Below are 12,857 nucleotides of genomic sequence, written 5' to 3'. Positions count from 1 at the left end.
CTTTATCCCAAATTTGACAGAAGCATATATTATATAATGTCTAAATGGGCTTCATGCATCTGTTTTCTTTATACAATTCAATGTTTTGTCTCACATCTTATGATTTATTGACATTTTTCATTTTACCTAAATGTAACATGCCAATGCGATGTGTTTTGTGTAAATAAATACTGTATTAATTAATAAAATCTGTCAAATTAGGGCTTTATCAATTTTCGGGATTAACTTTCTATATTTACTTACTGATACACTTAATTGATGTCCTGTAAAAGGGAATAAGAGGCTTCAGGCCAGCATTCCCTTTACGATAGTGTCAATAGCATCGTCTTCTTCAAGGCCGCGGGCCATGAGAGTTTCGACTTCTTTTTTATCCACACATCCAATTGCAGCCTCATGGGTTACCTTGGCCAGAGGATTATCAACACGTATAATCGGTACAGCTTCGGCTTTTGCATTGCCCTGGAGAACCTCCAAACAGTCCACGTGTCCTCTGGACCTTGGTGCATGACCTTCAGTAATTCCCTTGAACTCCGACTCCGCATCTTCGGTAATAGCCAGTCGACTTTTGATCACACTTCTGGCATTTTCCCCATTAAGAGCTACTTTTTCCATAATTTTTATTTTGTCATCTTTTTTCCCGTAAACCTTGGTAATCATTTCACAGACAGAGTCTTTTTCGGCATCCACATCATAGTCGAATTCGAGAACTCCTACTCTTCCCGAGATCAGGGAGAAATTATTGAAATAACTGCCACCTTCTTCTATCTTTACATGAGCCTTCGGAATTACCTGAGCTCCTCCATGTGGCCCATGGAAGTGAATTTCTGTGTACTTTAATGAAGCATTCTTCCCGACATGCATTTGAGCTTCCATTCTATGAATAATCTTTACCGCATTAGGGAATGTACAGTGAGCGAGGAGTTCAACAGCCGAGTCTTCTTCGGCTACAAAATTCATATTTATTTCCTGGAGCCCATCTTCAGGAATAAGCCCAAAGCAAAGGTGGACAGGATGTGGAATTTTATACCCTTTCCTAATGGTCAGTTTAACGTCCACTCCATGTTCAGTCTCCTGGGGTTCGAGCACAATTCCTTCTATCCCATTTGCATTAAGCACTTTATTTCCACTTATCACAAGGCTTGCAAGATCATGATTATGCAGGACTGCAGCATCTCCACCGGATGCCGAATAGGCTGCGTCCATATCTTTAATTTCACTGGAAAGTGTATTAAGAGTTATCTGAGTCATTTTTCAGGCCGCCTTTTGTGGTGAGACCCTGCTGTCGCAAGGTATGCACCTGTTTTTGAAAAATTCACTGATTTCCAGAGGGTCTCCGCTCCTGAGGATAACCCCTTCACACATCAGGGATGCTTTATCGGAAGCGGCTGCAATTTCCTTCCTGTGTGTAATTACAAGTACCGAGGAGCCATTTTCCTTAAAAGTTTGGATCAGGTTTACGATTTCCTTTAAGGAAACGACATCAATTCCGGAATCGGGTTCGTCGAGAATAGCAAGCTTTGGTTTCATTGTAATTATGGACGCAAGTTCTATGCGTTTCCTTTCACCTCCACTGAGCGCCTCTCCGACTTCCCTATCCAGGTATTTTTCAGGTTTAAGATCGACTTTCCTCAGGGCCTCTTTCAGCTCTTCTTCAGTAACGCCTCCGTTGCCTTTTGCCCCGATTGCCAGATAGTCCCTGACTCTCAGCCCTTCAAAACGAGCAGGTTCCTGCCAGGCAAGGGTAATGCCTTTTTTTGCACGTTCGGTTATTGAAAGTTTTGAAATGTCTTCCCCATTAAAGATGAGGCTGCCTTCCTCGTGTTCATAACCCTGGAGTCCCATCAGGGTATAGGCAAGGGTACTTTTTCCGGCACCATTTGCACCGATAATGCTGTGAATTTCCCGGTCGCCGACCTCAAGATTGACCCCTCTAAGGATTTTCTTTCCATCACGGCTCAGCACCAAGTTTTTTACAGATAGAATATATGACACCTCTATAAGTTTTTAGTCTTGGCCCTGCAGCAGATCCTTGCAGTGCTGCAAATCCTTAACAGTATTTACGTTTATTGCTAGTTTGGGATTATCAAGTATCAGATTAAAGTCTTCCTGTTCGTTTCGGATTTGAGAACTGTCCAGAATATTAATTCCGACAGGTACTATCAACTTTCCATCCTTGTTAAAGACCGTATCTGGCCTGATTCCGGCTCCTTTGCAGATATTGAGAGGAACATATACAGAGAGCGCAGGTTTTCCTTCTTCCTTATATTTTTCGATTACATAATCGATAAGATCAGGGCTTATCAGGGGAAGGTCTGACATAATAATCATTACAGGCCCAACCGTTTCTGCGGTTTCGACCGCGTGGATCATATCCCCTACATAGTTTCCGCCAAAAGTCCTGATTATACGAACTTTTCCTTTGTAGCGCTCCTGAATCATAATTTCTGTCTTTGGGGTAACAGGTGAGACCGCTACGAAAACCCTGTTTATATTCTCTGCGGCCCTGAGGGTATCTATCACATAGGCTATAAGTGGTTTTCCAAGTAATTCAACACAGGGCTTTTCACCCATTCCAAGCCTCTGTCCAAACCCCCCTGCCATTACAATAGCGTCCATTTAAAACCTCCCATATATCCGTTCAATGAAAGTTGCAGGAGAACTGCGATAATAATGAGTGCAGTTACCCGACCAATTTCGTTAGCAGTACCAATTCCGTCGCCATTTAATCCCCCAAAATGGGCATAGCTTCGGTTAAGAATCACCAGAGCCACCAGGCAGGATCCCAGATAAGGCAACAGTCCTATCCACCCGAAAGGCAGAAGGCAAACGATGGCCCCGAACACAAATCCAATCAGAAAATTATTTCTGGTTGCTCCCTTTATAGTCATGGCTCCCAGACCAGGATAAGCCTGTTTTTCCTGCGGAGGTATGGGCTTTCCAAAGGCAGCAATAGTTAACATGGACTGTTTTGCACTGACCTCTGCAATAAACATTGATTCAAACATTAAAACCGGAAGGTTAGACCCAAAAACGGCGGAACCTTCTTGCTGGACTGCCCTTATCGAACTGTACAGAGTAAGTAATAAGAGAATGCAGAAGGACACTCCTCCTGTCCCGATGGTCGTGTCTTTCAGGGCCTTGATTTTTTTCTCAAGTGACCCGTGAGCCATAAAACCGTCCCCGATATCTGTGACTCCATCGAGGTGATTAAAGCCTGTAATGTAATATATGAATCCCATTAGAAGGGCTGCAAGCACAGGCCCAGGAAATATTACCTGCCCCATGAATGCAACTGCCCCTATGAGAAGCCCAAGTATAGCCCCCACAACGGGATAAAAGTAGATTTTTTTCATGAGTTCGTCGATTCCTTCCATGCTGATTCCCACAGGAATAGTGGACAGGAAACCAAACCCAGATTTAAAAGCAAGCAAATATGAATTCATCGCGCACCGCCTGTTTTTCAATCCTTTCCTTCTTATAGTCCGTCCCGTCTTTCAGTCCGTCCCTACAAATTCTGCCATACCTCTTGAATACATATTGGAAGACACGCCTCCTATAAGGCCCCCGATAACGTCATCCATAAAAGGCCCGAGCTTTGCAAGGATTCCAGGCTTCTGTTTGTCAAACCTTACAAACTCAAAAGCGCCCTTGGAACCGCTGATATAGGTTGCAATACTTGTGCCGAGCACTTCGTCTGCAATTATAAAAGTAAGGTCCTTTTCATAAGAACTTTTGCTGAGGTTCGGAAGGGTTCCTGCCCTACCTTCCCGCTCCAGCAAGATCCCGGAATAGATTAGAAGACAGAGGTTTGGGTCCGAAAGTGCATACTTAAGTTCCCTTTTAAATAAAGCGTCGGCTTTCTCCCTGGTCTCAAGTCCTGGATGGGGAACATACATTTCCAGAGCCGTATCAGCAAGGTCCTGAACACTGATGCCTTCTTCAGCAAGGACATCGAGGATGTTGACTGTAGCTTTTTCTTCTACGTTCTCAGGCTGCCCTTTTTTCAGGTCTCTTTCCTCAATATCGGATAACTTCATATGATCACTTCAGGGTTATTAAAAAATGGTTTTATTACTTTTGAAAATCTTTAATGATATACACTGTTTATTCTCAGAACCCATGTTTCAAAAAGGATTCAGATTATCTCAGAGGCTGTCTTAAAATTCAAATCATTTATACAATTGGATCAGCGAAGGAAGGATCACGGATACAGGTATATCCCTGCTAAATGAATTACTGCCGCACAGGCAACAAGCAAGAAGCCTGAAGCAACTGCTATTAATTGGGATACCCTTTTTATATCTTTTACTTCGGTTGGGGGATATAAAGCCCCAAGTATATAAGTATCGGGTTTTTCAAGTTTGACTCCGAGCGCTCCTGCAGTAGCTGCCATGGGATAGCCGGAATTGGGGGACGGAGTTTTCATTCCGTCTTCAAGAGCACTCTTGATACTGTTAATGGGGGAAAATTTTCCCTGTTTTTTTGGGAGCAGACTCAATATAAAGGCTGCCGCAAGAATGAATAGAACAGAGATGCGGGCAGGGATCCAGTTCAATACGTCATCGGATTTCGCTGAAAAGTATCCAAGTTCCCTGTAAGGTTCGGTTTTGTACCCAACCATTGAGTCCAGAGTACTTATGGCTTTAAATGCATATGCCGCCACAAGTCCGAGTTTCCCAAAGACGGTATAATAAAAAATGGGGCTCAAGACGCCGTCAACATAGTTTTCGGATACGGATTCGATAACTGCGGAAGACATCTGGGTTCTGGTAAGTTTTGAAGTGTTACGGCTTACATATATTGGGAGCAGTTCCCGGACTTTATCAAGCCTGTTTGCTTCGAGATGCCCATAAATCTCCTTTGCAGGGCCGAGCAGGCAGTTGACAGCAAAGGTAGCTTTCAGGAAATATGCCTCTATAAGAAGAGCAAGCACCCTGGGAATTCCTGGAATGGATGAAATGTAAAGCACGGAGTAACCCAGCAGAGCTGCGAAAAAGACACAGCAGAGAGCCATTGCAACTCCGTAGGCTTTCCTGTGAGTCTGAGGAGCCGCATTTATTAAAACATTGATTAGTTTTCCTATCCACACGACAGGGTGTACGGCAGCAGGCGGCTCCCCGAAAAGTATGTCTATGGCGGCTGCAAGCAAAAGTACCAGAGCAAGATGCCCGCTGTCTGGTACAATCATAGAATAGGCTCCATCACTTTCTTCCAGGCAACTTTCACGAGTTCATCTGTATCTCCTTCCTGCATAAGACAGTCAAGGATTTTCTGCGCAGTTTCTGTCTTGTGAACCAGATGGCAGTCAACACAGCTCCAGATTTTTCCGCCTCTTGAGCTCTGGATCCATTTTCCTCCTGTGCGCTCGTCCTCACAGGGATAGAACGGACAGAAGCAGAAGGTACAGTTCTGGCCTTCAAAGTGGCAGGGATAGTATTCACAGGTTTTCCTGCCTCCAATGCCTTCTTCAGAAGCCTTTTCAATCACATTCTGCAGTTCTTGTTTTGCCTGTTCTCTACCCCACTCGGTAATTATATCCCCTATTGCAGCAATTAGCCGGTCGTTTTCTTCGAAAGTCCGGACTGCAAGCCTTATGTAATTCTTTCCAAGACCGTGAAGGGAAGAACAGTCCCTTATGAGGACTCCGCGAGCTGCCAGACGTGCAGTTAATTCCGTTGAATCAAGCATGAATTTACTGATATCAACCAAGATAAAGTTTACATTCACCTCTCCGGCTTTAAAACCCCTTATCCTATCGAGTTTAGCTTTAAAAACCTCTCCTTCTTCCCTGATCATATCCCTCGCTTTTTTCAGGTACGGGTTTTCAATCCCGCCTTCAATATTAAGAAGGGAAGTTGCTACAGCGTCTGCGACGGTTCCGAGGTTCCAGGAAAGTCTGGCAGTATCCAGAATTTCAGCTACCTCAGGGGAAGCTATCCCGAAGCCCATCCGGATTCCCGGGATTGCAAAGTCCTTTGTAAGGGAACGCATGACAAAAACGTAATTATTGTTTACTGCAAGATCTGCAACACTCTGTGAAGGATCTGAAAGCTCGATAAAAGCTTCGTCCACGAAAAGAAGTGTTTTGTGCTGTGTACAACGTTCCGCAAGAGCTTTGATTTCTTTTCGGGTACGGAGTTTCCCAGTCGGGTTATTGGGGTTACAGATGAACAGGATTTTTGCTTTTTCCAGAAGCTCGTCAGGAAGTGTTTCGACTTCGTCCTGGCTTGGGTATTGCAGTTCTGCGCCCATAATCCGGCACTGCATTTCGTATTCTCCGAAAGTGGGCCAGGGTAGAAGGACAGTATCTCCTTTTTCAACTACGCATTCCACTATAAGCCTTATAATTTCCGTTGAACCGTTACCCGGAATAATATTCTTTGGGCTGACTCCAAGCCCTACGAACTTTGCAGCAGCTTCTCGAAACTCAGGATACCTGTTGTCAGGATATTCGGCAAGTTTCTTAAAACCAGTATTAAGAATCTCATCAAAGTTCAATCCGCTTTCCGGATGCTCAAAAGGGTTTCCCAGAGGATTAAAGTTTGCACTGAAGTCAAGAATTTCACTTTCAGGAATCCCATAAGTTTCAGATGTTTCCTGAACTAACCCTCCATGCCTGCAGGGCTTCAGGTCCAGTAGATGTTTCCTTAAAGGTACACTTCTTTGCTCGGACACGGTAATCGCAAATATTTAGTGTGAATCATGTATATTAATCTGCTTATTATATTATTCAACGTAAGCTTGCCTTTATTTGCTTTACAATTGTTTGATTGCGAAAAAATATTCATTTGGAATCCAGTCTACTTTATTTTACAGGATAAATATATTAATGTTAGATTTAAGCTGTCATTTTTTGGTAGCTTCAGATAGCATCGAAAAAGTAAAATAGATTGCTTTTAACTAGTACAGTCCAGAGGCGCTAAAAAGCTCCAAAATATACCTTGAAGTAAAATTATACCTTAAAGTAAAATTATACCTTGAAGTAAAATTATACCTTGAAGTAAAAATTCTAAATTAAACTTAAAATAATTGTTTTAATTTGATTATCAGGTGCATTTAAGAATGACAGTTAATAGACCAAGAGGGACCCGGGACTTTTTACCTGCCGATACTGCCCGGAGAAGATACGTGGAAAATGTTATGCGAGATGTTGCCCGTAAATGGGGATACAGTGAAATCATTACGCCCACGTTTGAACATCTGGACCTTTTCACCCTGAAGTCAGGGGAAGGAGTCATAGGGGAACTCTACAACTTTACGGACAAAGGAGGCAGGGAAATGACCCTCAGGCCTGAGCTTACTGCTCCTGTCATGCGCCTGTATATAAACGAACTTCAGCCTTTCCCGAAGCCTTTAAAATTGTTCTACTTCGAAAACTGTTTCCGCTATGAGCGTCCCCAGAAAGGCCGTTTCAGGGAGTTCTGGCAGTTCGGGGTTGAACTTATAGGAAGCGGAAAACCCGATTCCGATGCCGAGGTTATTGCCCTTGCCGCTGCCATGTTAAAAGCCGCCGGAGTGAAGGGCGACATGAAGCTCGGAAACCTTGCAGTCATACGTACGCTCTTGAGCGGGCTTGAACCCGAAATTGTGAGCAAAGTTATGCGGCTTGTAGACAAGAAAGAGTATGCAGGCCTTGAAGCCCTGCTTGAAGAAATAGGAGCCGAAGAACAGCTCAAGTCCGACCTTTTCCACCTGATAAAACTGGAAGGCAAGCATATCCTTCCAGAAGTAATAAAAATCGTAGGAAATATCCCTGAGCTTGTAAACTTTGAAAAGACCCTTAAGCTTCTTGACGCATACGGAGTCGATTACTCCCTTGACTTCGGGATTGCACGCGGACTTGACTACTATACAGGCATGGTTTTTGAGGTCTATGCCGAGGGGCTCGGAGCTCAGAAACAGGTCTGCGGTGGAGGTTCTTACCAGCTTATCAAGCTTTTCGGAGGCGGAGATGTGCCTTCAACTGGCTTCGGAATAGGTTTTGACCGGATTATGGAAATCTGCCCTCTGACCCCGCCTGCCCCTAAAACCCTTATGCTGATCTCGAAACCCGATCTTCACCTGAAAGCAATAGGTTTTGCAAATGAATTAAGGAAGTACGTGCCGGTCCATGTAGACCTCATGCAGCGTAATTTCAAAGCCCAGCTTTCTTATGCAAATACCATCAACGCCGATTACGTGGTTATAGTCGGGGAAAAAGAACTTGAAATCGGAAAACTGACTCTGAGAGATATGGTTTCAGGAGAACAGGAACTTCTGACGCTGGAAGAGATTATTGAGGAAGTTTGTTAAGAAACGGGATAAGACAGCTCTTTTGAGGCTGTCTCAAAACTTTGCTAATTTATTCCAGTTGGATACTCGATATTTTTACTTAAATTCAGATAGAAAATCATTCCGAATTCAAATATGAGTTAATCTCATAATGAAGTAATTTATCCAATTGTAGAATCAAATATAGTTTTGAGACGGCCTGCATAATTAAACAGTATTATTATTGATTTTCTCTGCTGTTTTATAAGCATCATAAATAGCATATGCCCAGAATATAGGAAGTGTTATAAATCCGATGACAACAAAAAGTAATAATATATTAATACCTTCAATAACCATAAATAATAGCCCTTTTCCTATTTGTCCATTGTATATTTGACCTAATCCAACCCAAAAAAACGAAGCTACAGCAGCTAATCCCGGATTCTTAACTTGAGCTGGTTTTTGTCTGACTCCACATTTGGGACATATCTCAGTTTCGTCTAATATCTCAGCACCACAAGCACGGCAAAATGCATTTCCAGCCATTTCGTATATTCACCAGGTTCTATTTCGTACAAGACATATTAAAGTTTTTATATTTTGTTATTTGCACTTATATTATATTTATAAACACACTTTTAGTGTCCGCAACGAAATAACCTATGCAACTTATAATTTATTGTAACTTTGACTGACGACCATGATAGTGAAAATCATAAAGTCCGATCAGGAATATGCATAGGTTGTTCTGTGAAGGGGTCTTAGTACTGCGATTCTGAAATAGGTTCATAAAACTTGGCTTTAGAATAGATCCGAAGATAGGATTTTTCCGGGAAATAAGGAATCGATTTTTGGGATCGAAGCACTAGTGTCGAATCAATCATCAAGGATTCAATGATCCCAAATAATTGCAATCAATTTTATCCTTAGTTTGACAGTATAAATTAAATTTAGTGAGAGGCTTCACTTTTTTGTCAAAAATCAATTGACAATATTCATAAACGTTGTCAAATTGCCTCTGATTTTCCAGTATCATAATCACTATAAGGCAAGTTAGTAGAGATTTTTATTTCATTTTAGCACTTTTGGACCTGACTTTTTGGATAGTATCTATATTTTATCTGAGATTCATGCTATCTGTCAAATTCTATACCAAAAATTTGGTCAAAAATCATACAAATGGCCATCAAGAGATAGAAAATAATCTGTCAAATAGAATCGTAAAAAATGAACAAAAATTTGTTGAAATAATATTACTTATCATTCCAACGGATATGAAAACAATCTTCCCACATAAAAATCAAACTATCAAACACAGGTTTTATACGACATTTTATGTTTGACTCGACACTAGAGTACTCACACATTCGCTTTTCGCTCTCATTTTCTGCTTTATGTACACTCAATTACCTTAAGCAGATAAGCCTAGAAAACAAACTCAACGAGCAAAAATAATCAAACACAAAATATTAACCACCTACTAATGCACGACCAACAAAATGGATTGGGTCAAGATTTCACCTTTATATTTTTAATTAACAAGTAACTTTCCAACATTAAAATCTTTAAAAACGGTACTAATTACTTTTGTAATGTGTCCTACAAGTATAGCGGAAATGACTGTTCCTTCTCCCAATCCATTTATACCTCTAAAAGCAAAAAGTGAAATGACAACTGCAGTTAGAACCAGTGTACAGTCGAACATAATTTTTATATTCCCGAACTCTTTTTTCGTTTTATTAGCAATTGTTTTCACCAGACCTTCACCAGGATTTATAATTACATTGGCAATAACTTCTAAACGTATTCCTAAAGCAAGAAGAATGCAACCAAGCAGTAGAAGAATGATTTCTTGAGAATAAAATTTTGAATCTACGAAAGCGAATATTTTCATTCCAAAATCTATGAAGAAACCAAAAATCGGACCTACCAGTACCTGAAGATATTGCTCCTTTGGAAAATCTGTTTTTAGTATCAATATTTGAATAAGTATGAACAGGAAGCTTACTAAAAAAGTGGTTACTCCAAATGTAAGAGGAAATATCAAACTAAGTACATATGAGACACTTGCAATTGGAGACGTCCCCAAGTTTGATTTTGTGATTAGGTCTACTCCTAATCCCATAAAAAACAATCCGGCTACTAAAACAAAATATCTTTTAAGCAGTTTAAAGTTTACCAACTCTGATGTTCTCCCAAAAATAGGCATTAAGCCCCGTTTTTCAAAATTTGGGTTTTGTAGAAAACTTATCAAAATTAACTTCAATAGGCTGAAAAACAAATAAGTAAAATAATCATCTTATTCGCTCAAATTCACAGAAATTAGTTGTTTCTGAGGATCTCTACAAAGCCAAAGTTTGTGCTATGTTTCCTGTAGCTATTCCTTGTTGTTTATATATGTTTGTAGTAATCCAGTATTCTTTTACCTAAAAAGGCAAGAACAAAATTCCCTCTCCTCAAAGCTTACAGGTGAAATATAAAAATCTTCAACTTCGTAGATCAAAAAATATAGAATTATACGTTCTATACCATGTTAACTCAATCTCTTTTTGCTTTTATGCGGGTGAAACAAGCCTAAAAACATAGAAATTATTACATGGAAGATTTGCAAGATTTAAGGTATAATTTGTAAATCTGAATAGTTTTAAACTTAAATTAAAAAATTTAGTAATAATTTGATTTCAATAATACAATAATTCTTAATTTATTCACGAAACAAGTAAATAGAAAGTTAGTCTCGAACTTAAATATTAGTTTCTGCATAATATATGGAAGTAAATTCTTTATAGTAAGGGGACAAATTTTTATGAGAACGATCCAGATTATAATTTAACCACATTTATGTTTCATTGAATTGGGGCAGGCAAATGTTCTACAAGAAAGTGAATAAGAAAATAGCCCTTTTAGTCTTTTTAATAATTGCTACTATTGGAACATGGTTTATTCTCGATGTTATTTCAATCGGACCAGGGCTGCCCCCTTCAGAATCAATGCCTAAATGGTACATACCTGGAGCCTGGAAAGGAAATGTGCATAACTGTACGTCATTTTTTCCGCAGATTTCCCCTTACTGTAATGCAGGAAAATATTCTGGTGGAAAATTCATAAACGTCTGGTATTTTGACGATGAATCTGAATTTTTAAAAGGGGAAGATATCCTTTATCGTTATCTAGAAGAAGACGGCAATTTGTCCCAACAGAAGTTAAATATTAGTGCAGAACTTAAGGAAGTAATTCGCAGGCGTGAAGCTAAAATTTCTTATAGCGAAACTTTTGGGCCTCACTCATTTAACACAACAGAGTATGAAAGCCCTGAGACTTCGGGATATTTTCTAGTGTACGAGAGACCTTTCCTTAAAGGAAGAGAAGATTATTTCATAGCTTACTACGGGATCATGGATACAACGAACCTCACTGAAGAAACACCGGCTCTGAAAAAGCTAATTGCAAAATCTTATTACATGTCTAATGAAGAAGGAAAGATTGATGGTTTAAGGGCAGAGGATAAAAAAGAGAAGAACGATTCGTTACTTCCCTGGTTATAAGGGTATTTTTGCAAAAATTAAGTCGTATCATTCTTTTTAAAATATTTCAAAGTATTATAGTCATTTTTTTTCGGTATTAACTGAAATTGGATTCTCATTGAAGTTTATAAACCTTTAAAGTTTAAGATTCATTCAAAACTGATTTTTTAAAGGGTAATATCTTTTACTGTGTAAGTTCTTGCTCGCTGGACCGTAAACCAAACCATTTAATATCATGAAGGCAATTTCCAGTTATAATCTTCTTTTACTTAGTAATAGAAGGTTTTAAAAACGTTTACGAAAGACTGTTACTCGTCCACTCAGTGGATTTTACAATTTTTAAAAAATAAAATTGAATTTTGTATAAGATAAAAAGTATTTTTAAGGAAGATCTAAATTTGGCGGTATTTTAAGAAATAAAACGTTATACAACGTGTTGTTTCAAAATGTTTTAAGGCCTTATATTTTCCCTAGAGCTTAAAGAAAAAATAAAAATTGTATTAGTGGAGGAATAGGCTTGAATAAACAATACTTATCAGGTTTTGCTGCAATTCTCATCGCGCTTCTCATAATTGCTCCGGGCATTGCAGGAGCAGCACCTAAGCTTAGTTGTACTGTCACAGGTGGATATGAGAATGTTACGGCTTGTCAGGCTAAAAGCATACTCGAAGATAAGGGAGTATTCCTTCTGGACGTTCGTACGCCTGTAGAGTATAGCTATTCTCATATTGAAGGTGCAACATTAATACCACTAAAAAATGTGCCATCACATGATCCTGTTAATTTGTCAGAAGACCAGTTACTGCCTAACCGGATGAATGAACTGCCAAAAAACAAAAACACAAAAATCGTTGTTTATTGCTATACCGGGAAACGGGGTAGCGCCGCAAGTCAAATGATAGCAGATGCCGGTTACAAGAATGTATATAATATTCAAGGCGGTCTCACAGCATGGGTAAATGCCGGATGTCCAGTTGTAGTTGTAACTGATTCTGCAACATGGTCAGCTAATTATCCACATTATGTGTAAGGAAATGACGTAGGCATATTCTCAGCTTTTGTAGAAATCCTGTGATTTAG

The 12,857-nt window shown here is 39.9% G+C and carries 12 protein-coding genes; 3 read left to right on the top strand and 9 right to left on the bottom strand.

Going from position 1 to position 12,857, the window contains the following annotated elements:
• Positions 1 to 285: 285 nt before the first annotated feature.
• From MSBRM_RS04555 to cobD, 7 genes are all read right to left on the bottom strand, one after another.
• Positions 286 to 1,248: a SufB/SufD family protein gene (locus MSBRM_RS04555; protein WP_048119501.1), complete on the bottom strand. Its 963-nt coding sequence runs from the start codon at positions 1,246 to 1,248 to the stop codon at positions 286 to 288.
• A gap of 3 nt (positions 1,249 to 1,251) precedes the next feature.
• On the bottom strand, positions 1,252 to 1,962 hold the full coding sequence (locus MSBRM_RS04550; RefSeq protein ID WP_230629255.1) for an ABC transporter ATP-binding protein: 711 nt from the start codon (positions 1,960 to 1,962) through the stop codon (positions 1,252 to 1,254).
• Between the two features lie 42 nt (positions 1,963 to 2,004).
• On the bottom strand, positions 2,005 to 2,616 hold the full coding sequence (locus MSBRM_RS04545) for an NTP transferase domain-containing protein (RefSeq protein ID WP_048154824.1): 612 nt from the start codon (positions 2,614 to 2,616) through the stop codon (positions 2,005 to 2,007).
• The gene (gene cobS / locus MSBRM_RS04540) at positions 2,601 to 3,443 is read right to left on the bottom strand and encodes an adenosylcobinamide-GDP ribazoletransferase (protein ID WP_048119505.1); all 843 of its coding nucleotides are present in this window, start codon (positions 3,441 to 3,443) and stop codon (positions 2,601 to 2,603) included. The genes MSBRM_RS04545 and cobS overlap by 16 nt, the downstream gene beginning before the upstream one ends.
• 51 nt (positions 3,444 to 3,494) lie before the next feature.
• Positions 3,495 to 4,037 (bottom strand): alpha-ribazole phosphatase CobZ, encoded by a 543-nt coding sequence (gene cobZ, locus MSBRM_RS04535; RefSeq protein ID WP_048119507.1) that lies wholly within the window; start codon positions 4,035 to 4,037, stop codon positions 3,495 to 3,497.
• Between the two features lie 164 nt (positions 4,038 to 4,201).
• Complete coding sequence (locus tag MSBRM_RS04530) at positions 4,202 to 5,188, bottom strand: cobalamin biosynthesis protein (RefSeq protein WP_048119509.1); 987 nt, start codon at positions 5,186 to 5,188, stop codon at positions 4,202 to 4,204.
• On the bottom strand, positions 5,185 to 6,675 hold the full coding sequence (cobD, locus tag MSBRM_RS04525; protein ID WP_048119511.1) for a threonine-phosphate decarboxylase CobD: 1,491 nt from the start codon (positions 6,673 to 6,675) through the stop codon (positions 5,185 to 5,187). The genes MSBRM_RS04530 and cobD overlap by 4 nt, the downstream gene beginning before the upstream one ends.
• A gap of 387 nt (positions 6,676 to 7,062) precedes the next feature.
• On the opposite strand from cobD, the gene hisS reads away from it, so the two are divergent.
• Complete coding sequence (gene hisS / locus MSBRM_RS04520; RefSeq protein ID WP_048119514.1) at positions 7,063 to 8,292, top strand: histidine--tRNA ligase; 1,230 nt, start codon at positions 7,063 to 7,065, stop codon at positions 8,290 to 8,292.
• Positions 8,293 to 8,478: 186 nt separating this feature from the next.
• On the opposite strand, the gene MSBRM_RS04515 is transcribed toward hisS, so the two are convergent.
• Positions 8,479 to 8,799 (bottom strand): zinc-ribbon domain-containing protein, encoded by a 321-nt coding sequence (locus MSBRM_RS04515; protein ID WP_011308363.1) that lies wholly within the window; start codon positions 8,797 to 8,799, stop codon positions 8,479 to 8,481.
• 985 nt (positions 8,800 to 9,784) lie between these two features.
• Positions 9,785 to 10,462: a YczE/YyaS/YitT family protein gene (locus MSBRM_RS04510; protein ID WP_176722100.1), complete on the bottom strand. Its 678-nt coding sequence runs from the start codon at positions 10,460 to 10,462 to the stop codon at positions 9,785 to 9,787.
• Positions 10,463 to 11,120: 658 nt separating this feature from the next.
• Between MSBRM_RS04510 and MSBRM_RS04505 the strand changes: the two genes are divergently transcribed.
• Together MSBRM_RS04505 and MSBRM_RS04500 are read left to right on the top strand one after the other, a co-directional pair.
• Positions 11,121 to 11,798 (top strand): hypothetical protein, encoded by a 678-nt coding sequence (locus tag MSBRM_RS04505; protein ID WP_048154822.1) that lies wholly within the window; start codon positions 11,121 to 11,123, stop codon positions 11,796 to 11,798.
• Positions 11,799 to 12,294: 496 nt separating this feature from the next.
• The gene (locus MSBRM_RS04500) at positions 12,295 to 12,807 is read left to right on the top strand and encodes a rhodanese-like domain-containing protein (protein WP_048154820.1); all 513 of its coding nucleotides are present in this window, start codon (positions 12,295 to 12,297) and stop codon (positions 12,805 to 12,807) included.
• Positions 12,808 to 12,857 lie beyond the last annotated feature (50 nt).

The organism is Methanosarcina barkeri MS, from assembly GCF_000970025.1.
Classification (GTDB): domain Archaea; phylum Halobacteriota; class Methanosarcinia; order Methanosarcinales; family Methanosarcinaceae; genus Methanosarcina; species Methanosarcina barkeri.
Note: the sequence above shows the minus strand (reverse complement) of the source record. Positions and strands in the feature narration are given on the sequence as shown.

Excerpts from the sequence above, each read along its gene's own strand:
- MSBRM_RS04505 (WP_048154822.1), top strand. The coding sequence starts at position 11,121 with ATGTTCTACAAGAAAGTGAATAAGAAAATAGCCCTTTTAGTCTTTTTA.
- cobZ (WP_048119507.1), bottom strand. The coding sequence starts at position 4,037 with ATGAAGTTATCCGATATTGAGGAAAGAGACCTGAAAAAAGGGCAGCCT.
- MSBRM_RS04545 (WP_048154824.1), bottom strand. The coding sequence starts at position 2,616 with ATGGACGCTATTGTAATGGCAGGGGGGTTTGGACAGAGGCTTGGAATG.
- MSBRM_RS04510 (WP_176722100.1), bottom strand. The coding sequence starts at position 10,462 with ATGCCTATTTTTGGGAGAACATCAGAGTTGGTAAACTTTAAACTGCTT.
- hisS (WP_048119514.1), top strand. The coding sequence starts at position 7,063 with ATGACAGTTAATAGACCAAGAGGGACCCGGGACTTTTTACCTGCCGAT.
- MSBRM_RS04555 (WP_048119501.1), bottom strand. The coding sequence starts at position 1,248 with ATGACTCAGATAACTCTTAATACACTTTCCAGTGAAATTAAAGATATG.
- MSBRM_RS04515 (WP_011308363.1), bottom strand. The coding sequence starts at position 8,799 with ATGGCTGGAAATGCATTTTGCCGTGCTTGTGGTGCTGAGATATTAGAC.
- cobS (WP_048119505.1), bottom strand. The coding sequence starts at position 3,443 with ATGAATTCATATTTGCTTGCTTTTAAATCTGGGTTTGGTTTCCTGTCC.
- MSBRM_RS04530 (WP_048119509.1), bottom strand. The coding sequence starts at position 5,188 with ATGATTGTACCAGACAGCGGGCATCTTGCTCTGGTACTTTTGCTTGCA.